This window comes from Pseudomonas sp. 57B-090624, from assembly GCF_003234055.1.
GTDB classification, from domain to species: domain Bacteria; phylum Pseudomonadota; class Gammaproteobacteria; order Pseudomonadales; family Pseudomonadaceae; genus Metapseudomonas; species Metapseudomonas tohonis.
The window spans coordinates 50,192-69,161 of sequence record NZ_QKRU01000017.1 but is presented as its reverse complement, the minus strand read 5'-3'; the positions used below and the strand labels follow the sequence as shown (position 1 = coordinate 69,161).

Sequence of the window (18,970 nt, the reverse complement as noted above, 5' to 3'; positions counted from 1 at the left end):
TCAGGCCTCTTCGAAGTGCAGCTCCGGCGGCTGGCGACGGAAGCCGCCGGTGAGCCAGGCGAGGTAGATCACGCCCAGGGCCAGCCAGGACAGGCCGAGGATGATCGCCAGGTGGTCGAGGCTGATCATCAGCCACAGGGTGGAGACCATGCCGATCAGCGGGCACACCACGAACAGCAGCGCCTCGCGCGGGCCGCGCTGATCGCTGCGCAGCCAGTAGTGGAAGATCACCGACAGGTTCACCAGGCTGAAGGCCAGGAAGGCACCGAAGTTGATGAAGGAGGTGGAGGTGGTCACGTCCATCTTCAGCGCCAGCAGGGCCACCACGCCGCACAGCACGATGCTGCCCACCGGGGTGCCGAAGCGCTCGCTGAGGCGGCCGAACAGGGACTGCGGCAGCACGCCGTCGCGGCCCATGGCGAACAGCAGGCGCGAGGCGCTGGCCTGGGCGGAGAGGCCCGAGGTGAACTGGCCGACGATCAGGCCGATGAGGAAGACCGACACGAACACATCACCGCCGATGTTGCGAGCGATCTCGTAGGCCGCCGAATCCGCGCTCTGGAACTCGATGGACGGGTGCGCCAGCTGCACGAAGTAGGAGGTGGCGATGAAGATCAGCCCGCCGATCAGGGTGATCAGCAGGATTGCCCTGGGAATGGTCCGGCGCGGGTCGCGGGTCTCTTCGGTGAGGGTGCTCACCGCATCGAAGCCGAGGAAGGAGTAGCACGCGATGGCCGCGCCGCTCATCACCAGCGGCAGGTTCAGGCCCTCGCCGACGAAGGGCGCCAGGGACCACAGCGGCTTGCTGGCATCGCCCAGCACGTAGTGCACGCAGAGCGCGACGAAGGCCAGCAGCACGAGGAACTGCACCAGCATCAGCGCGCCGTTGACGGTCTTGGCCAGCTTCAGCCCGACCACGTTGATGGCCGTGGTGACACCGATGAAGGCCAGCACCCAGAGCGCCTGGGGCACGTCTGGGAAGGCCGAGTGCAGGTAGGCCGCGCCGATCAGCCAGATGGCCATGGGCAGGAACAGGTAGTCCAGCAGCACCGCCCAGCCGGCGAGGAAGCCGAGCTTGGGGCTGATGGACTTGCGCACGTAGGTGTAGGCCGAGCCGGCCACCGGGAAGGCGGCGGCCATCCGCGCGTAGCTCAGCGCGGTGAACAGCATGGCCAGGGAGGCGGCCACGTAGGCGGCGGGCACCAGGCCCTGGGTGACGTCGGCGAGGATGCCGAAGGTGCCGAGGACGATGATGGGGGTCATGTACGCGATGCCGAACAGCACCACGGACCCCAGCGACAGGGTGCGCTGAAGACGAGCCATTACTGCTACTCCGAATTGTTGGTTGTTATGGCAGAGCCGAAGTCGGCGAAGGTGAAGCGACCGCCCAATCCAGGCGGTAATGCGGGCGCCTCGGGGGCGCCCGTCAAATGGGCAATCAGGGAATCAACAGCTCGCGGCGGCCGTCGGCGTACTCGCGCATCTCGCCCGGCAGCACCATGCGGCGGTCGTCGAGGTAGCGGTAGTCGCTGCGCGCAGCGGCGATCTGGGTCAGGTCAAGCTCGATGATCTGCCGGCACGCCTCGCGCCCGGCTTCCAGCAGCAGGCGGCCGAAGGGGTCGACCACGGCGCTGCCACCGGCGAATACCAGGTCGCCGTCGCCCTCGCCCACGCGGTTCACCATCACGGCGAAGGCCTGGTTCTCCATGGCGCGCCCCATGATCGCGGTGCGGTGGGTGGGGCCGTAGGGGTCCATGTTGCCGTTGGTGACGATGATCAGCTCGGCACCGAGCTGGCCAAGGGCGCGCGCGCTCTCGGGGAATTCGATGTCGAAACAGATCAGCAGGCCCACGCGCACGCCCTTGTACAGGCAGGTGGCGTAGCGGTCGCCGGGGGTGAAGATGCCGCGGTCGGAGGCCCACAGGTGGGTCTTGCGGTACTTCAGGGCGATGCCTTCGGGGGTGATCAGCAGCGTGGTGTTGTAGTAGGTGCCGGCGTCGTTCTCGGCGATGCCTATGGCCACCGCGACGTCGCGCTCGCGGGCGGCGCGCTGCACGGCCTGGACGGTGGGGCCGTCCAGCGGTTCGGCGACGGCGGCGATGTTCTCGGCGGTGGGGAAGCCCATCAGGTGGGTCTCCGGGAACACCACCAGGTCGGTGTCGGCGGCGCAGGCGGCGATGGCTTCCAGGGCAGCGGCGAGGTTGTGGGCGGTATCGCCGTCACGACCGGTGAGCTGGACGAGTTCGACCTTCATGGGCACTCCTGATTCTTGTCGTTGCACGAGACCTGATTGCGCAAAACGGTCAGAATGCGCGCTGCGTCGGTCCCGGTGTTCGCGCAGTATGGAACCGCCGACGCTTCCGGTGAAATTACGCCCGCGTGGTAACCCATCAGGGGTAGAAGCATGACGTTGAGCCTGCAGGACATCGCCTGGCACCGCTCGGTGGGGCAACTGATCGAAGCCCTGGACGCCCCCGGTTTCTGGGTGGCACTGGTGCGCACCCTCGGCCAGTACGTGCCCCATGACAGCTGGGTGGCGTTGCTGTTCAGCGAAGGCCGGCCCCTGGTGTTCGCCGAATGCCCGGGCGAGGATGGCGAACCGGACCTGCTGTTCCAGGACTACCTGGACGGCCTCTACCTGCTGGACCCCTTCTATATCCACAGCCGCGAAAGCAACCGTGGCGGCCTGCTGCGCCTGGCCGACGTGGCGCCGGAATGCTTCGAGCAGACCGACTACTACCAGCGCTACCACCGCCTCAACGTGGTGACCGACGAGTTGCAGTTCAACGTGCCGCTGGAGGGCGGGCGCACCCTGTGCCTGTCCCTCGGTTCGCGCCAGGCCTTCACCCCCGAGCAGATCGCCCTGTTGAGCCTGGTGGAGCCCTGGGTGCTGGGGCTCATGCGCCAGCGCCTGGCCTTCGAGGCCGAACGCCTGGCCAGCACCCCGCAACCGGCACCGAACTGGGAGGTGCAGCTGGAACAGGTGGGCCAGCAGGTGGAAAGCGCACTCACCGCCCGCGAACTGGAGGTCGCCCGGCTGATGCTCAGCGGCTGCTCCAGCAAGGAAGTGGCGCGCAAGCTGGCCATCTCGGCGGAGACGGTGAAGGTCCACCGCAAGCACATCTACGCCAAGCTCGGGATCAAGTCGCAGTCGGAGCTGTTCTCGCTGTTCCTCAAGGCGCAGCGGGGGTAGGCCGCGAGGGCGTAGGGAGCGCTGCGGCCCCTGGGGGGAAATTCGCTGGCGATCAGCCCCGGCGCTCCTACCTTTCGCGGTTGAAACCGCTCCCATAAAAAGCGCCGACGCCCCTTGCCGGGCGTAGGGTGGACCACGCTTCACCGGTCCACCGTCGGAGCCACCGGCAACACCGCTGGTGGACGTGAAAAGCGACGTCCACCCTACTCGGCTACCGACATCGTGCCGTGTGAGAGTGAGTTCATTCGCGGAGCGCTTTGCGATTGGAGCCGCTCCCACAAACAGTGCCGGCGGCTCTGGTCGGGCGTAGGGTGGACCACGCTTCACCGGTCCACCGTCGGAGCCACCGGCAACACCGCTGGGGGACGTGAAAAGCGACGTCCACCCTACCCGGCTACCGACATCGTGCCGTGTGAGAGTGAGTTCAATCGCGAAGCGCTTTGCGATTGGAGCCGCTCCCAAAGGGAGCGGGCAAGGCCCCCGTAGGATGGGATGAGCTCGGCGAATCCCATGCGGTTGGCACGGGCCACCCGGGCTGAAGCCCGGGCTACGGGCCTTTAGCGGAGTTTTTCCAGCATCTGGTAGTACCACATGCCCACGGCGAGCATGGGGTTGCCGAACACGTCGCCCATGGGAACCTTGATGTGCGAGCAGTCGGCGAAGGTGTCGTAGTGGCCGAGGCTGCCGGTCATGGCCTGGGCCATGATCTCGCCCATGATGTGGGTGGTGGCGATGCCGTGGCCGGAGTAGCCCTGGCAGTACCAGACGTTGGGCGAGAGCTTGCCCAGCTGCGGGATGCGGTTGATGACGATGCCCATGGCACAGCTCCACTGGTAATCGATCTCGATGCCCTTGAGCGCCGGGAAGGTGCGCTCGATGGCCGGGCGCAGCTCGCCGGCGATGTCCCGCGAGTCACGCCCGGAATAGTTGGCGCCGCCGCCCAGCAACAGGCGCTTGTCGGCGGTGAGGCGGTAGTAGTCGAGCACGAAGCGGCAGTCGTAGACGGCCAGGTCCTGCGGGTTGATGCGCTCCGCCAGCTCGCCTAGCGGGCGGGTGGTGACGATGCCGCCCATGGCCGGGAAGATCATGCCCTTGAGCTTCTTCGGCTCCAGCTTGTGGTACACGTCGCCGGCCAGCAGCACCTGGCGGGCGTTGATGCGGCCCTGGGCGGTGACCACAGCCGGGCGCTCGCCATGGACGATCTCCAGCACCTCGGAATGCTCGAAGATCATCGCCCCCAGGCTCTCGGCCGCGCGGGCCTCGCCGATGCACAGGTTGAGCGGGTGCAGGTGCATGTTGCGGGTGTTCTTCAGCGCGCCCAGGTACAGGTCGCTCTCCAGGTGCTGGCGCACGCCGGCGGCGTCGAGCAGGGTCACGTCGTCGCCCATGCCGCGGCGCTGGGCCTCCTCGAAGGATTCGCGCAGCTCGTCGATATGGGCGGGCTTCATCGCCGCATGCAGGTGGCCGTGCTTGAGGTCGCAGGCGATGCCGTACTTCTCCACCCGGTTCTTGATGATCGCGTGGCCGCGCCAGCGCAGGTGCCAGATGAAGTCGTCCACCTCCGCCCCCAGGCGCTTGCGCATCTGCTTGCGCATGGCGCCGTCGCCCGAGAGGCTGCCGGTGACCTGGCCGCCGTTGCGGCCGGTGGCGCCCCAGCCGATCTTCTTCGCTTCCACCAGGGCGACCTTGAGGCCGCGCTCGGCGAGCTCGACGGCGGTGGCGACGCCGGTGAAGCCGCCGCCGATGATCACCACGTCGGCGTCCACCGTGCCCTGCAGGGTGGGGTAGTCGGTTTCGGCATTGAGGGTGGCGGTGTAGTAGGACGCGCAGCGCTCGGCGCTGGGCGTGGTCTTCAGTGCGACGTTCATCTTGGTTTCCTGCGAGGCCCTCGGGGGCCCTCTCCGTACGAATCTGTTTACCGGGTCCTTGCACTCGCAGGGACTGCGGGCCGGGCGCTGCCGCGGGATCAGGCCTGGTTCAGGTACCAGCGCCAGTCCTGCTCGCCCACTTCGGCCATGAACTGGCGGTACTCGGCGCGCTTCACCGCGAGGTAGACGCCGAGGAATTCCGGGCCCAAAGCCTCGCGGGCCCAGCTGGAGTTCTCCAGGGCCTGCAACGCGGTCAGCCAGTCGGTCGGCAGCAGCTCCTTGGCCTGTGCATAGCCGTTGCCCTCGACCGGCTCGCCTGGGTCGATCTCGTCGCGGATGCCGCGATGGATGGCGGCGAGGATGGCGGCCGCCGCGAGGTAGGGGTTGGCGTCGGCACCGCAGATGCGGTGTTCGATGTGGCGGGTGTAGGCCGGGCCACCAGGCACGCGCAGGCTGACGGTGCGGTTGTCCACACCCCAGGTCGGCGCCAGGGGCGCGTAGCTGTTGGCCTGGAAGCGGCGGTAGGAGTTGGCGTTGGGGCAGAACAGCAGCAGCGAATCCAGCAGGGAGGCAAGCATGCCACCCACGGCCAGGCGCAGTTGCGGGGTGCCGGCCGGGTCTTCGCTGGCGAACAGGTTGCGGCCCTCGGCATCGGCCAGGCTGACATGCATGTGCATGCCGGTGCCGGCCAGGTGATCGAAGGGCTTGGCCATGAAACAGGCCTGCATGCCATGGGCATTGGCCACACCCTTGACCAGGCGCTTGTAGCGCACGGCCTGGTCCATGGCCTGCAGCGCGTCGCCGTGTTCCAGGGTGATCTCCACCTGGCCGGGCGCGTATTCGGAAATGGCGGTGCGGGCGGGAATGCCCTGGGCCTTGCAGGCGGCATAGAGGTCGGCGAGGAAGGGCTCGATCTGTTCCAGCTCGCGCAGGCCGTAGACCTGGGTGGTACGCGGGCGGCGGCCGTCGCCGTCCAGCGCCGGTTGCGGGCGGCCCTGGGCATCGGGCTTCTGGTCCAGCAGGTAGAACTCCAGCTCGCAGGCCATCACCGGGTGGAAGCCGTCTGCCTTGAGGCGTTCGATCACCCCGATCAGCACGTGGCGCGGGTCGGCGATGGCGGCGGGCATGCCCTCGCTCGGGTGCATGCTGACCTGCACGGCGGCGGTGGGCATGCGACGCCAGGGCAGGCGCACCAGGCTGCCGGCCAGCGGGTAGGCGCGGCAGTCGATGTCGCCCACGTCCCAGACCAGGCCGGAGTTCTCCACGTCGTCACCATTGAGGGTGAGGCCGAGGATGGTGCTCGGCAGCGGCCGGCCGCTCTGGTACACGGCGAGCAGTTCGTCACGGTGCAGCAGCTTGCCCCGTGGCACGCCATTGGCGTCGAGGATGAACAGCTCGAAGGCGTCGATATCGGGGTTCTGGTCGAGAAAGTCTCGGGCTTCCTGCAAGGTGGCGAATTTCATCTGGCTCTCTTCAGCGCCGCATCGGGCGCACGTGATGATCCCGGGCAAGGCCATGCAAACACTGTGCAGGCGTGCGTTCGGGAGCGGGTCGTCGCGTGGCGGACGGCGGCCAGGAGGGTGGCCGGTCCGGAATCAGAAGGGAGCAGCGTCCGGCGGGCGTGCGTGGCGGCAGTGCCAGAGGGCCCAGAAGGCCAGTTCGAGGGGAAGGGAGACGCTGGGCTGGCCCGGCCACCGACGCTCGCACCGCATACCGCGCCCCGCCGGTGCGGCGAGGGGCTCGGTTGGTGCGATCAGCGACGGGGGAAAACCCATTGAAAAAGGCCTGGATATGGAATGGCACGAGCCTCGCACGCCGCGATGGGTGCTTAAAATCCAGTTTTTTCTATCTTTGGTTAATCAGGCGCTAAACAAATGAACGGCAGGGATGCGCGGAGGCTCGGTGCAGGTGTGGGAGCGGTTTCAACGGCGAAAGACCCAGGCAACGAGCCCGATCGCGAATGAATTAGCCCCCACAAGGAGCAGCCGGGGACTCAGTCGTCGTCCTGCGCGCCCTTCATGGATTCGTAGACTTCCACGGCATCGATCTGCAGCTCGTCAGCCAGCTCCAGCACGCGGGCCACGTCCTGCTTGTAGACCAACACGGCCTGCAGGATGTCGTCTTCCATCGGGTCGCTGAAGCCCACCAGCACGTAACCGCCCTTTTCCGGGTAGAGAGCGCTGAGCTGGACCTGGATGCGGTGCATGGCACGCAGCGGGTCGACCTTCTTCAGCTGCTTGGGCTGGATGTTGAAGCTCACCTCGGGACCGAAGGAGGCGATGATCTGCGCCAGCAGGTCCGGGTAGTCGTCGGCGTGGAAGAGCACGGTCTCCGGCAGGCTGCCGACCACCACCCATTCGCCCAGGGGGATGGTGAAGCTGTCGTCGTAGTTGATGTCCGGGTTGGCGGCGAGGAAGGCCTCGGGATCGGCATAGGCCTGGGCGGCTTCGTCGGCGATCTTGTCGATTTCCTCATCCGACATGCAGCCCGAGCTGATTTTGGTGATGAGTTCGATCAGCTGCGTTTTCATCTGGAAAGGGTCCTGCGGGTGGGAAACAAGGCGTGAAGGATATAGGCAAGTCACCTTGCCGGCCATGCGCCCCCGGTTCGCCGCGCCCACAAAAAAGCCCGTCGCTAGGACGGGCTCTTGTGCAGCGGTCGCGGATCAGGCGCGCAGCTTGCCGCTCCAGTCCATCAGGCTGCGCCACAGGCACACGCCGACGAAGTAGGCCGAGGACAGGCCCCAGAGAGCGACCATCATGGATTTCAGGTCGGGGTACTGGATGATCAGGAACATGCTGCTGAGCATCCACACGAAGGTCACGGTGATGTTCAGCGGCATCAGCTTGCGCACGCGGAAGGGGTGCAGGAACTTCAGCTTGGTCAGCGTCAGCGCGGCCAGCACGCAGATGATCGCGAAGCTCGCCACCGGCGGCAGGTCGATCAGGTACAGGTACAGCGCAACGACGTTCCAGGCTGCCGGGAAGCCGACGAAGTAGTTGTCGCTGCTCTTCATGTTCAGGTTGCAGAAGCAGAACAGCGACGACACCAGGATCAGGCTCACGGTGGGCAGCACGGTGTAGTCAGGCAGCGGCACGTAGCGGTAGATGAAGAGCGCGGGGATGAATACGTAGGTCAGGTAGTCGATGACCAGGTCGAGGGTCGAACCGTCGAAGTTCGGCAGCATGGTGCTGGTCTGGACCTTGCGCGCGAAGCTGCCGTCCAGGCCGTCCACCAGCAGGGCGGCGCCGAGCCAGAGCAGGCAGTCGCGAGGCTGGTTGTCGAACAGAGCGAGGATGGCCATCAGGGCCAGTACCACGCCGGTGGCGGTCACGCCGTGAGCGGACCAGGCCTTGGCCTTGTTGACCATATTGATTTGAGTGGACACGTGCGTCTCTATTCCGCTGAGTGGGTGACGTTAATCCGTAGACAACTGGATTTTCTTACGCGTTCATCAGATAACACTGACGACGATGCGCACAATGCCGAAAATTCTACTCGTTGCGCTACTAATTCGCTGCTAGGCCATTCACAAGCGACGGCGATTTCCTCCGCCGAGCGGCCTGTTCCTTCCGGCCGCACGGCTCTGCAACGGGCTTCGGGCCCGGTGGCACCGCTTATCGGTCCACGTCCGTCCCCGATGGCTTGCATCGGCCGCCGACGCGCTGCACCCTAGCGACCTTTCCCACAGCTCCCGCTACCGGCATGAACCAGGCCCCCGACCCTTCGCGCTGCCCGCTCTGCGGCCTGGCCAACGACTGCGCCGAAGAATCCGCCAGCGGCCAGCCGTGCTGGTGCTTGCACACCCCGATCGACCCCGAGGCGCTGCGCCGCATCCCGCTGGACGCCCAGGGCAAGGCCTGCCTCTGCCCCCGCTGCGCCGGCCTGCTGGCGCCGGCAGAGCCGACCTGATGCGCCTCGACCGCCTGCTCGGCAACCTTCCCGACCTCAACCGCCAGGCCGCGCGCCTGCAACTGGCCACCGGGCATGTGCGGGTAAATGGCGTCGTGGCCACCGACGGCAGCCTCGAAGTGCGGGTGTTCGACCGCGTCACCCTCGACGAACGCGAAGTGCAGCCCGGCAAGCCGGCGCGCTATTTCATGCTGCACAAGCCCGCCGGCTGGGTCAGCGCCACCGAGCACCCCGAACACCCCACGGTGCTCGACCTGCTCGACGAGCCCGACAAGCACGAACTGCACTTGGGCGGGCGCCTCGACCTGACCACCACCGGGCTGCTGCTGATCACCAACGATGGCCTCTGGTCGCGCCGCCTCACCCTGCCGCAGACCAAGCAGCCCAAGGTCTACACCGTGGAAACCGAGCAGGTGATCGACCCGGCCTGCATCGAGGCCTTCGCCCAAGGCCTCTACTTCGCCTACGAGGACCTCACCACCCGCCCCGCGCAGCTGGAAATCCTCGCCCCCCGCGCAGCGCGGCTGACCTTGCACGAAGGCCGCTACCACCAGGTCAAGCGCATGTTCGGCCACTTCCAGAACAAGGTGCTGCGCCTGCACCGCGAGAGCATGGGCGCCCTGCCCCTCGACCCGGCCCTGCGACCCGGGCAGTACCGCGCCCTTACACCCACCGAAATCGCCCTGTTCTGAGCCGCCGACGGTTGGCGCTCAATGAGTTGCAACTTCCGCGGTTCTCCTCTCTCTGAGAACCATCGGAGCGGCCCCACCGGGGCACTAGGTGAAACGGCGCGACAACTTCTTCGTCACAAGCCGACGGGCTGCACGGAAAAAGTGCCGATTCGCGCTTGCGGGGGTCATGGGTGTCTGCTTGAATCCAAACCGTAGGTCAGAGTGTGACCAATGAGTCACTCCAGCCTTCCAAGCGATCCGCAACACCCCGGCCTCACCCGCCGACATAGGTTTCCTGCCTGGTCAAAGTGCACTTCCGGCCCCTGAAAAGGGCGCTGGGAGCTCCGCTCTTTTTCGACCTAAGTTATTGAAAAATAAATAATTCCAAAAAAACCGCCTGACATTCTCTTGTCATCTCCAGGCGTTTATCTGACTGCCCGAATGCTCCGCGAACGAAGCGCCTCGCCTCGTCCGCACGACCCACTTGCGCCAGGAGGAAACGACATGAGGGCACAGACCCAGGTCGTCACGATCGACAGGAAGTACAAGGTATACACGGAGTTCTACGGCAACCCTCAAGCCAGTCGCACGATCATTCTGGTCAACGGCTCGCTGGCCACCACAGCCTCGTTCGCGCAAACGGTGAAGTACCTGCAACCGCAGTTCAACGTGGTGCTCTACGACCAGCCCTACGCCGGCCGCTCCAAGCCCCACAACGACCACAGCCGGCCGATCACCAAGGAAACCGAGGCGGAGATCCTCCTCGAACTCATCGAGCACTACCAGGCGGACTACCTCTCGTCCTTCTCCTGGGGCGGCGTCGCCACCCTGCTCGCCCTCGGCCAGAGCCCGGCGCGGATCAAGAAGGCGGTGATCAACTCCTTCTCGCCGATCCTCAACGAGCCGATGCTCGACTACATGAAGAACGGCATGAACTACCTGCAGGCCGTGGATCGCGAGAACGTCGGCGCCCTGGTCAACGGCACCATCGGCCGCTACCTGCCGACGCTGTTCAAGCGTTTCAACCACAAGCACGTCGCCAGCCTCGACGAGCACGAATACCGGCAGATGCACTTCCATATCCGCCAGGTGCTGTCGCTGGACGCCAACTGCTACGTCGATTGCCTCAAGGCGGTGGACATCCCGCTGCTGTTCATCAACGGCGAGCACGACGTCTACACATCCCCCAAGGACGCCCGGCTGTTCGCCGAGCACGTGCGTGATTGCCAGTTCGAAACCATCCGCAATGCCGGCCACTTCATCGACCTGGAACACAAGGCCGGCTGGCTGCAGACCCAGCAGGTGCTGCTGGGCTTCCTCAACGCTCCCGCCAGTGCCCAGCAACCGCGTCACCTGCAGCACCAACCCACCCAGGCAATGGCCGTCTGACCGCCCCGCGCAGGCCCCCGCAACGGGGGCTTCCACCCCCCGCCTTCGAGAAAAGGCGTGCATCAAGTGCATGACCGGGCTTCATTTCGGCCAAGGCTTCTGGTAAAAAGGCGGCCTTGAAAGCGGGCGTCGTATAATGGCATTACCTGAGCTTCCCAAGCTCATGACGAGGGTTCGATTCCCTTCGCCCGCTCCAGACATTAAAAGGCCCGCGGTCTCATCGAGATGCGGGCCTTTTGCTTTTCAGCTTCCCCAGGTCGGCGCCGAGCGCAGCGAGGCCCAACGGTGCGAGGCTCGGCAATATCACGTTGGGCTTCGCACACTCGGCACCCACCTACATCCCCCTCCCCTCCGCATCGCGATAAGGCACTACCCGAATCGTGCGGATATCGGAAAAGAATACTTCGTCCGGGAAGCGCGACCTGCCATTGAAATCCATGGTCAGGAAATAGCCCTGCTCGTTAACGCCCTCAAGCGGCAGCACCACACCCACGATATGAAAGAATCTCCAAAGCACTTCCGGCCCCGTATCCCAGAAGACCAGTTCCATCAACACCGATTTGCCGAGGAACGATCGCGCCGTCGAGGGGATGACGGCAGGGGGATAGCTCTTCACTGCCCTATCCTCCCTTCTGAAAGGCTCTTGCTCCGCGTGTAGAGAAAGCCTTTGCATCCTTTCATAAGACTCCATACCCGCTCAAAACCGTTTGCCTCGAATGTTGTATCTGGCCTGAGTTCCGCCGGGGGAATGATCCCGTGATGAACCATGGCTCGCGCGCGCTCAACATTCAGGCGCGGTCGCCAAACGGTGTGCTCCAAGTCCAACGGGCAGCCAGCCAGAGCGGCTGCGGCGAGGTCTTCCAGTTCCATGCTCGTTCCGTCACTATTCATGGCCATAACTGCGCAGGGCTTATGGATAAAATCCATATGGACAACATCCATAATTTAGAAATATGACAATAGTCCATAGCGAAATCGTCAATGTCTGAAGGAATGGCAGATAGGGCGCTGCTGTTGCTGGAGCAGACGAGCCTGAAAGATTTGGCTGAGGTCAACAGCAAGGAATACGTACGGTGGCAGAGCATCAAGCGGGGCCGCGCCCGCTTTAGCGCCGAAGAGCTGGAACAGCTCGGGGCGCTTTATCCCCAGTACCGCTGGTGGTTGATGACCGGCGAGGTCATGCCTGACGTCGGACAAACGAGCCCGGAATACGACGAAGCGCATCCCGCTTCGATCAAACCAAGCGCGGTATAGACACCGGAGCAACGGCTCCCGGGTTACCCCGGCGACAATTCGTCGAAGCCGAAGCTGTAATAGGGCTTCATCAGAATCACACTCTGTTCCCGTAGACTGGCTTCACTCCGCCCTCGCCTTCCGCCCTTCCAGCTTGGTCCGGTACATGGCGTTGTCCGCGTGCAGCATCAGCGCTTCGGCGGTGGTGCCGTCCTGGGGGTAGATGCTCAGGCCGATGCTGGCGCCGATCTCCAGGGGGCGGCCCTTGATGGCCACGGGGTCGGCCAGCGCGGTGAGGATCTTGTGCACGATGGCGCTGGCGGCCGCAGCGATGTCCGGGCCCTGGATCAGTACCACGAATTCGTCGCCGCCCAGCCGGGCGACCAGGTCGCCGCTGCGCACAGCGCCGCGCAGGCGCCGGGCGACGACGATCAGCACTTCATCGCCCACCGAGTGGCCCATGTCGTCGTTGATCTTCTTGAAGTCGTCGAGATCGATGAACAGCACCGCCAGCTCGTCGCCGCCTTCGCCCACGGTGCAGATGGCGCGCTGCAACTGCTGGAAGAACTGCCGCCGGTTGGGCAGGTCGGTGAGCGAGTCGTGGTCGGCCAGGTGGCGCAGCTCCTGCTGGTTGCGGCTCATCATTTCCATGTGCGACTTCAGTTCGCGGCGCATCAGGTCGAAGCCGCGGGCCAGCACGCCGATCTCGTCCTTGCGGGTGATGGGCAGCGCGACGTCGTGCATGTGCTCGGTCTGGAAGCTGCGCGCCGCGTGGCTGAGCATCTGCAGCGGCCGGGTCAGGGCACGGGAGAACAGCACCGCCAGCACCAGGGCCAGCACGCTGAACACCAGCACCATCTGGATGATGCTGCGCCCCAGCGAGCGCCCGCTGCCGAGCACGTCCTCCAGCGGGCGCGACAGGCCGAGCACGACGAACTGGTCCTCCCCGTTGAGGCCGAACGGCTTGCGCACGAAGGCCATGATCTTGCCCTCGGCCCGGGTCGGCGCATCCAGGCCGTTGACCAGCACGCTGGGGGCCTGGCGGCTCAGCAGTTGCTGGGTATCGGCGAAGCTGTCCTGGATGAGGATGCGCCGCCCCTTGTCGAATCCGAAGGCCATCGCCGGTACGGGGTGCACGAGGAAGTCGCCCCACTGGTTGGCCAGGTACAACTGGTGCCCCTGCGGCAGGTCCGCCTCCAGCTGTTCGAGGAAGCGCTTGAGGTCGACGTTGATGACCACCACCCCCTGCACCACCCCGTCCTTACCGGCCACGGGCGTGGCCACGCGCAGGGTCGGGGCGCCGTCGGCCGAATGGGCGCCGCGCTCGTGGTTGACCGTGATGGGCGCGAGGTACACCTGCCCCGGCTTGAGCAGCAGCGTTTCGAACACGTAGGGGAAATGGCCTTTCTCCTGCAGCAGCAAGCCGTCCACCTCGATCATCCGCTGGCCGTCGCGATCGAAGCGGATCACCTCGATGCCATGGTTCTGGCGGCTGATCAGGCGCACCTGGGAATACTGCGGATGCAGGCGCATCACCGTGGCGAAGACCCCGGCCAGGTGCGGCTTGGCACCGGTATCGCCCGGTCGCGAACCGAGACTGGCGACCAGCGCGCTGGAAGGCATGTCGGCCAGGGTCAGGGCGTCCGCGTCGATGTCGCTCAGCAACGAGGACAGGCGCTGGCCGAGCAGCTCGGTGGAGGTCAGCAGGTTGCCTTCGGCCTCCTTGACCAGCAGCGCCTGGTTGGCCGAATAGGAGAAATAGCCGGTGATCCCCGAGGAGAGGATGCCGATGCAGGCGAGCAGGATCGACAGCTTGACGGTCAGGCCCATGCGCATGGCTAGAACCTCTCCTCCCGGTCACCGGACACGATGCGGCTCCACAACGCCTCGCGGCGTCCCACATCCTCCACCGGCTGCAGCCAGATGAGCCGGGCGTCACCCGCCGGCTCCGTGGGCACCTCGCTGGTGTTGGCCAGGCCCTGGCGCTCGCTCAGCAGCCGGCCGACCCGGGGGTCGAGCATGTAGTCGATCCAGGCCAGTGCCAGTTCGCGGTTGGTGGCGGTGCGCGTCATGGCCCAGCAGTCCAGCCAGGCGATGGCACCCTCGTCGGGGATCACATAGCCCACGTCGGCCCCCGCCTGGCGCAACTGCGTCACCTGCTGCATGCCGTAGTTGGCGAACAGCAGCGCCGCCTTGTGCCGCAGGAACAGGTCGGTCGCCTCCTCCGGCAGGCTGTAGTACGCCAGCAGGTTGCGCCGCAGGGCCACCAGTTGCCCGGTCACCCGGCGAAAGTCATCGGCCCGCAGGTGGAAGGGATCGGCCAGCCCCAGCGTCAACGCGGTGAAGGAGAAGTTGTGTTGCGCGCTGTTGAAGGCCAGCACCTTGCCCTGGTAGCGCGGGTTCCACATCTCCGCCATCGAGCGCGGCGGCACCGGCACTTGCTGGCGATCGTAGATCAGCCCCATCGCCGCGTAGGTGAAGGGGACCGCATACACCTGCCCTTCGCGGGTCAGCCCCTCGATGGATTCGAGGTCCTGGAAGCGCGGCAACTGGTGGCGGGTGTTGGGCAGGCGGGCGAGGTCCAGCGGTTGCAGCATGCCGTTGCGGTAGTAGCGCTGGATCTCGGCGGTATTGGCGGCGAGCACGTCGAACAGCTCGCCGTCCTGCGCGTGCAGCTTGTCCCAGAGCGATTCGTCGGAATCCACCAGGGTCACCACGACCTTCACCTGGTGCTGCTGCTCGAACGTCTTCACCACATCCGCATCGGCGTAGCCCGGCCAGGCCAGCACGTGCAATACCACACCGTCCGCCGCCGAGGCCGGCAGCGTGGCGCACAAGGCACAAAGAACCCAGAACCAGCAGAGTCCGCGCATATCCCCGCCCTTGACGGAATTCGAAGGATGAAACGATTCCGAAGCATCAATCGACAGCACCCGCCCAGGCGTCCTCGCACCGGAACGGGAGCGGCCCCCTCGAACCTGACATAACCGGGCGACCGGCCTGCTTGCCCTGGCCGGATTGGAACCGTCGCTTCGGATTACCACACAGCATAGCGACGGCGCATGGCGTTTTGCTGGGAGATATGGCCAAAAGCCGCCATTGGCACGGAGGATCGGACAAACGGAGCGCAACGACGGCCCAGCAGCACCGTGCAGCCCGTGTCCTGACCCTGTAGTGGCCAGGACGGGGCACGAGGATCGGGCAACGATGGGACGCCAGTACCTGCTTCGTGCCCCTGGCGTCTCAGTCGCACACGCGGGCGATTCCTCTGCTACCGACTTGGTGGCTAAATAGGCCCCCTGTGAACGCCACCGACCAGGCCGCGCGTCCAACCCGTCGCACACGCATTGAAACGAGGACCGTCATGAAAACCGGTTTTGCACGCGTCATCTCCTCCCAGCCCCAGCAGCGCCCGGGGGTGGACGCATGATCGAAGTCACCGAAGTCCCCATCGCCGAGCTGCGCGCCGCGCTCGAATCCGGCCGTACCACCGCCGTCGAACTGGTCCAGGCCTACTTCGTCCGCATCGACGCCTACGACGGGCAGGACACCGCCACCGCCCTCAACGCCGTGGTGGTGCGCAACCCCGAGGCCCTGGACGAGGCGCACGCCTCCGACGCCCGCCGCGCCCGGGGCGAAACCCTCGGCCCGCTGGACGGCATCCCCTACACCGCCAAGGACAGCTACCTGGTGAAAGGCCTCACCGCCGCCTCCGGCAGCCCGGCCTTCGCCGAGCTGGTCGCCCAGCGCGACGCCTTCACCATCGAACGCCTGCGCGCCGCCGGGGCCATCTGCCTGGGCAAGACCAACATGCCGCCCATGGCCAATGGCGGCATGCAGCGTGGGGTCTACGGCCGGGCAGAAAGCCCCTATAACGCCGCCTACCTCACCGCGCCCTTCGCCTCCGGCTCCTCCAACGGCGCCGGCACCGCCACGGCCGCGAGCTTCGCCGCCTTCGGCCTGGCCGAGGAGACCTGGTCGAGCGGCCGTGGCCCCGCCTCCAACAACGGCCTGTGCGCCTACACGCCTTCTCGCGGGGTGATCTCCGTGCGCGGCAACTGGCCGCTGACGCCGACCATGGACGTCGTCGTGCCCTACGCCCGCACCATGGCGGACCTGCTCGAAGTGCTCGACGTGGTGGTCGCCGATGACCCGGACACCCGGGGCGACCTGTGGCGCCTGCAGCCCTGGGTGCCGATCCCCGCCGCCTCCAGCGTGCGTCCCGCCTCCTACCTGGAGTTGGCGGCGAAGCCCGAGGCACTGGCCGGCAAGCGCCTCGGCGTGCCGCGGATGTTCATCAATGCCGACCCGGAGGCCGGCACCAGCGAAGCCCCCGGCATCGGCGGCCCGACCGGCCAGCGCATCAATACCCGCGCCTCGGTGATCGACCTGTGGAACGCGGCCCGCCAGGCCCTCGAGGCCGCCGGCGCCGAAGTGATCGAGGTCGACTTCCCGCTGGTCTCCAACTGCGAGGGCGACCGCCCCGGCGCACCCACCGTGTTCAACCGCGGGCTGGTGTCCAGGGAATTCCTCCACCACGAGCTCTGGGACCTCTCCGCCTGGGCCTTCGACGACTTCCTCCGCGCCAACGGCGACCCCAGGCTCAACCGCCTGGTGGACGTCGACGGGCCGAAGATCTTCCCCCACGACCCGGGCACCCTGCCCAACCGCGAGGGCGACCTGGCGGCGGGCATGGACGAGTACGTGAAGATGGCCGAGCGCGGCATCACGCCCTGGGACCAGATCCCCACCCTGCCCGACGGCCTGCGCGGCCTGGAGCAGACCCGCCGCATCGACCTCGAAGACTGGATGGACCGCCTGGGCCTTGACGCCGTGCTGTTCCCCACCGTCGCCGATGTAGGCCCGGCCGACGCCGACGTGAACCCCGAATCCGCCGACATCGCCTGGAGCAACGGCGTCTGGGTCGCCAACGGCAACCTCGCCATCCGCCACCTTGGCGTGCCCACGGTCACCGTACCCATGGGCGTGATGGCCGACATCGGCATGCCCGTCGGCCTGACCTTCGCCGGTCGCGCCTACGACGACTCGACGCTGCTGCGCCTCGCCTCGGCCTACGAGGCCACCGGCAGCAAGCGCCGGGTTCCGCCGCGTACCCCGCCGCTGGCCCACAACTGATGAAACGGCGGGATCGGGGCTGCATGCACCGATCCCGCCCTCTCATCGCGAAGGCACTTGCTCCAGGCCCGGCCCTGGAGTACCAATCTGGTCCGCCCCGGGGATACGCACATGGACTTACTGGATCGCTACAAGGGATGCCTGCTCGGCCTGGCCAGCGGTGACGCCGTAGGTACCACCCTCGAATTCTTCCCGCCCGGCACCTTCAAGCCGATCGCCGACATGAACGGCGGTGGCCCCTTCGCCCTGGCGCCGGGCCAATGGACCGACGACACCTCGATGGCCCTCTGCCTCGCCGAAAGCCTGCTGGAGAAGAACGGCTTCGACGCCGCCGACCAGATGACCCGCTACCTCAACTGGTGGCAATGGGGCTACTGGAGCTCCACCGGGCAGTGCTTCGACATCGGCACCACCATCCGCGAGGCGCTGACCCACTACCAGGAATCCGGCCAGCCCTTCGCCGGCTCCAGCGACCCGGACACCGCCGGCAACGGCTCGCTGATGCGCCTCGCCCCGGTGGTGATGTACTACTTCCCCAGCCAGGAGGAGGTCACCCACTTCGCCCAGCAGAGCTCGCGCACCACCCACGGCGCCGCCGAGGCGGTCGAGGCCTGCAAGCTCTTGGCCCAGGTCATCGCCAATGCCCTGGCCGGCAAATCCCGCGACCAGTTGCTCGACGCCTCCCCCGCCCTCTACCTGCAACCCGCCATCCGCGAACTGGCCAGCGGCAGCTTCATCGGCAAGCCCCGCGCGCAGATACGCGGCACGGGCTACTGCGTCGCCTCCCTCGAAGCCGCGCTCTGGTGCTTCTGGGTCACCGACTCCTTCGAAGCCGCCGTGCTCGAAGCCGCCAACCTGGGCGACGACGCCGACACCACCGCCGCCATCGTCGGCCAGGTCGCCGGTGCCTATTACGGCAAGCCCGGCATCCCGGCCAGGTGGCTCGGCAAGCTGCATCAAGGGGATGAGATAGAGGGGATCGCGTCGGCGCTGTATCAAGCAGCGGTCACACGAAACGCGGGATGACAGGTAGCCCGGGCTTCAGCCCGGGACATGCAGGTTGCCGCCAAGATCGAAGGCCCGGTCAGCTCCCGGGCTCGGGACAGGCCGTGGACGCCCCCGGCTTGAGCACGAACGTCGGATTGGCCTCGAAATCATCGCCATTGCGCAATGCGGTGGTCTGGGTCGCATAGCCCTTGCCTCTCACGCACCAGTTCCAGAAAAACTCCTGTGCCCCGTGGATCACGAAGAATTCGAGGCGCAGGTCCTTCACCTTGTAGAAGGTCGCGACACCTGCCGGATCGGTCATCGCCGTCGCCCTGAACTGCTCCCGGCCATAGGGATAGGCGCTGCTGATCAACACTACCTCGGCCGACTCCAGTGGCTGGCCCTGCTCGTTGCGCACCTGTACCTCGGCATAGGGCTGGAGGGTCTTGTAGACGGGGACGCAGGCGCAGAGGGTGGTGGCGGTCGCCAGCGCCAGGGCGGCTCTGGGTGTGCGGTGGCCCATTGTCATGTCTCGATCCCTGGGACGTGGATTAAGGAGTTGGAGGCCGACGTCAAGGAAA

The 18,970-nt window shown here is 66.2% G+C and carries 18 protein-coding genes and 1 tRNA gene; 8 read left to right on the top strand and 11 right to left on the bottom strand.

The window, feature by feature from the left end; genetic code table 11:
* Positions 1-1,323, bottom strand: coding sequence for an APC family permease (locus DMX10_RS10860; protein ID WP_044400153.1), 1,323 nt, complete (start codon positions 1,321-1,323; stop codon positions 1-3).
* Between the two features lie 115 nt (positions 1,324-1,438).
* Positions 1,439-2,254, bottom strand: coding sequence for a carbon-nitrogen hydrolase family protein (locus DMX10_RS10855; RefSeq protein ID WP_111261064.1), 816 nt, complete (start codon positions 2,252-2,254; stop codon positions 1,439-1,441).
* 150 nt (positions 2,255-2,404) lie between these two features.
* On the opposite strand from DMX10_RS10855, the gene DMX10_RS10850 reads away from it, so the two are divergent.
* Positions 2,405-3,193, top strand: a complete 789-nt coding sequence (locus tag DMX10_RS10850; RefSeq protein WP_111261063.1) for a helix-turn-helix transcriptional regulator — start codon at positions 2,405-2,407, stop codon at positions 3,191-3,193.
* 557 nt (positions 3,194-3,750) lie between these two features.
* Here the strand turns inward: DMX10_RS10850 and DMX10_RS10845 are convergent.
* The 4 genes from DMX10_RS10845 to pcsA form a co-directional block, all read right to left on the bottom strand.
* The gene (locus DMX10_RS10845) at positions 3,751-5,061 is read right to left on the bottom strand and encodes an FAD-binding oxidoreductase (protein ID WP_111261062.1); all 1,311 of its coding nucleotides are present in this window, start codon (positions 5,059-5,061) and stop codon (positions 3,751-3,753) included.
* A 98-nt stretch (positions 5,062-5,159) separates the two neighbouring features.
* On the bottom strand, positions 5,160-6,524 hold the full coding sequence (locus tag DMX10_RS10840; protein ID WP_111261061.1) for a glutamine synthetase family protein: 1,365 nt from the start codon (positions 6,522-6,524) through the stop codon (positions 5,160-5,162).
* 530 nt (positions 6,525-7,054) lie between these two features.
* Positions 7,055-7,591, bottom strand: coding sequence for a hypothetical protein (locus tag DMX10_RS10830; RefSeq protein WP_111261059.1), 537 nt, complete (start codon positions 7,589-7,591; stop codon positions 7,055-7,057).
* Positions 7,592-7,726: 135 nt separating this feature from the next.
* A complete protein-coding gene (gene pcsA, locus DMX10_RS10825) occupies positions 7,727-8,431 on the bottom strand; it encodes a phosphatidylcholine synthase (RefSeq protein ID WP_111261058.1) in 705 nt (234 codons plus the stop codon).
* A gap of 335 nt (positions 8,432-8,766) precedes the next feature.
* On the opposite strand from pcsA, the gene DMX10_RS10820 reads away from it, so the two are divergent.
* From DMX10_RS10820 to DMX10_RS10805, 4 genes are all read left to right on the top strand, one after another.
* On the top strand, positions 8,767-8,973 hold the full coding sequence (locus DMX10_RS10820; protein WP_111261057.1) for a cysteine-rich CWC family protein: 207 nt from the start codon (positions 8,767-8,769) through the stop codon (positions 8,971-8,973).
* Positions 8,973-9,665 carry a pseudouridine synthase gene (locus DMX10_RS10815; RefSeq protein WP_111261056.1) on the top strand — a complete coding sequence of 231 codons (693 nt, stop codon included), beginning with the start codon at positions 8,973-8,975 and terminating at the stop codon, positions 9,663-9,665. The genes DMX10_RS10820 and DMX10_RS10815 overlap by 1 nt, the downstream gene beginning before the upstream one ends.
* Positions 9,666-10,148: 483 nt before the next feature.
* Positions 10,149-11,033 carry an alpha/beta fold hydrolase gene (locus tag DMX10_RS10810; RefSeq protein ID WP_111261055.1) on the top strand — a complete coding sequence of 295 codons (885 nt, stop codon included), beginning with the start codon at positions 10,149-10,151 and terminating at the stop codon, positions 11,031-11,033.
* Between the two features lie 122 nt (positions 11,034-11,155).
* Positions 11,156-11,229, top strand: a tRNA-Gly gene (locus tag DMX10_RS10805).
* Positions 11,230-11,367: 138 nt separating this feature from the next.
* Here the strand turns inward: DMX10_RS10805 and DMX10_RS10800 are convergent.
* Together DMX10_RS10800 and DMX10_RS32400 are read right to left on the bottom strand one after the other, a co-directional pair.
* Positions 11,368-11,649, bottom strand: coding sequence for a hypothetical protein (locus tag DMX10_RS10800; protein WP_111261102.1), 282 nt, complete (start codon positions 11,647-11,649; stop codon positions 11,368-11,370).
* Positions 11,646-11,903: a hypothetical protein gene (locus tag DMX10_RS32400; RefSeq protein WP_146602998.1), complete on the bottom strand. Its 258-nt coding sequence runs from the start codon at positions 11,901-11,903 to the stop codon at positions 11,646-11,648. Before DMX10_RS32400 ends, DMX10_RS10800 begins: the two co-directional genes overlap by 4 nt.
* Positions 11,904-12,014: 111 nt before the next feature.
* On the opposite strand from DMX10_RS32400, the gene DMX10_RS10795 reads away from it, so the two are divergent.
* Positions 12,015-12,287: a DNA-binding protein gene (locus tag DMX10_RS10795; RefSeq protein WP_111261054.1), complete on the top strand. Its 273-nt coding sequence runs from the start codon at positions 12,015-12,017 to the stop codon at positions 12,285-12,287.
* A gap of 102 nt (positions 12,288-12,389) precedes the next feature.
* Here the strand turns inward: DMX10_RS10795 and DMX10_RS10790 are convergent, their stop codons facing one another.
* Complete coding sequence (locus DMX10_RS10790) at positions 12,390-14,102, bottom strand: diguanylate cyclase domain-containing protein (RefSeq protein ID WP_111261053.1); 1,713 nt, start codon at positions 14,100-14,102, stop codon at positions 12,390-12,392.
* A 2-nt stretch (positions 14,103-14,104) separates the two neighbouring features.
* Entirely contained in the window at positions 14,105-15,139 is a 1,035-nt protein-coding gene (locus tag DMX10_RS10785) for a PotD/PotF family extracellular solute-binding protein (RefSeq protein ID WP_111261052.1), read from the bottom strand.
* A 553-nt stretch (positions 15,140-15,692) separates the two neighbouring features.
* Here DMX10_RS10785 and DMX10_RS10780 point away from each other — a divergent pair.
* Entirely contained in the window at positions 15,693-17,402 is a 1,710-nt protein-coding gene (locus DMX10_RS10780) for an amidase (protein WP_111261051.1), read from the top strand.
* 111 nt (positions 17,403-17,513) lie between these two features.
* Entirely contained in the window at positions 17,514-18,428 is a 915-nt protein-coding gene (locus tag DMX10_RS10775; RefSeq protein ID WP_111261050.1) for an ADP-ribosylglycohydrolase family protein, read from the top strand.
* A 58-nt stretch (positions 18,429-18,486) separates the two neighbouring features.
* Here DMX10_RS10775 and DMX10_RS10770 read toward each other — a convergent pair whose 3' ends face one another.
* Positions 18,487-18,918, bottom strand: coding sequence for a carboxypeptidase regulatory-like domain-containing protein (locus DMX10_RS10770; RefSeq protein WP_111261049.1), 432 nt, complete (start codon positions 18,916-18,918; stop codon positions 18,487-18,489).
* Positions 18,919-18,970: the final 52 nt, after the last annotated feature.

What these genes read in the sequence shown, in the direction of transcription:
- DMX10_RS10860 (WP_044400153.1), bottom strand. Translation starts at nt 1,323, where the DNA reads ATGGCTCGTCTTCAGCGCACCCTGTCGCTGGGGTCCGTGGTGCTGTTC.
- DMX10_RS10855 (WP_111261064.1), bottom strand. Translation starts at nt 2,254, where the DNA reads ATGAAGGTCGAACTCGTCCAGCTCACCGGTCGTGACGGCGATACCGCC.
- DMX10_RS10850 (WP_111261063.1), top strand. Translation starts at nt 2,405, where the DNA reads ATGACGTTGAGCCTGCAGGACATCGCCTGGCACCGCTCGGTGGGGCAA.
- DMX10_RS10845 (WP_111261062.1), bottom strand. Translation starts at nt 5,061, where the DNA reads ATGAACGTCGCACTGAAGACCACGCCCAGCGCCGAGCGCTGCGCGTCC.
- DMX10_RS10840 (WP_111261061.1), bottom strand. Translation starts at nt 6,524, where the DNA reads ATGAAATTCGCCACCTTGCAGGAAGCCCGAGACTTTCTCGACCAGAAC.
- DMX10_RS10830 (WP_111261059.1), bottom strand. Translation starts at nt 7,591, where the DNA reads ATGAAAACGCAGCTGATCGAACTCATCACCAAAATCAGCTCGGGCTGC.
- pcsA (WP_111261058.1), bottom strand. Translation starts at nt 8,431, where the DNA reads ATGGTCAACAAGGCCAAGGCCTGGTCCGCTCACGGCGTGACCGCCACC.
- DMX10_RS10820 (WP_111261057.1), top strand. Translation starts at nt 8,767, where the DNA reads ATGAACCAGGCCCCCGACCCTTCGCGCTGCCCGCTCTGCGGCCTGGCC.
- DMX10_RS10815 (WP_111261056.1), top strand. Translation starts at nt 8,973, where the DNA reads ATGCGCCTCGACCGCCTGCTCGGCAACCTTCCCGACCTCAACCGCCAG.
- DMX10_RS10810 (WP_111261055.1), top strand. Translation starts at nt 10,149, where the DNA reads ATGAGGGCACAGACCCAGGTCGTCACGATCGACAGGAAGTACAAGGTA.
- DMX10_RS32400 (WP_146602998.1), bottom strand. Translation starts at nt 11,903, where the DNA reads ATGGAACTGGAAGACCTCGCCGCAGCCGCTCTGGCTGGCTGCCCGTTG.
- DMX10_RS10795 (WP_111261054.1), top strand. Translation starts at nt 12,015, where the DNA reads ATGTCTGAAGGAATGGCAGATAGGGCGCTGCTGTTGCTGGAGCAGACG.
- DMX10_RS10790 (WP_111261053.1), bottom strand. Translation starts at nt 14,102, where the DNA reads ATGCGCATGGGCCTGACCGTCAAGCTGTCGATCCTGCTCGCCTGCATC.
- DMX10_RS10785 (WP_111261052.1), bottom strand. Translation starts at nt 15,139, where the DNA reads ATGCGCGGACTCTGCTGGTTCTGGGTTCTTTGTGCCTTGTGCGCCACG.
- DMX10_RS10780 (WP_111261051.1), top strand. Translation starts at nt 15,693, where the DNA reads ATGATCGAAGTCACCGAAGTCCCCATCGCCGAGCTGCGCGCCGCGCTC.
- DMX10_RS10775 (WP_111261050.1), top strand. Translation starts at nt 17,514, where the DNA reads ATGGACTTACTGGATCGCTACAAGGGATGCCTGCTCGGCCTGGCCAGC.
- DMX10_RS10770 (WP_111261049.1), bottom strand. Translation starts at nt 18,918, where the DNA reads ATGACAATGGGCCACCGCACACCCAGAGCCGCCCTGGCGCTGGCGACC.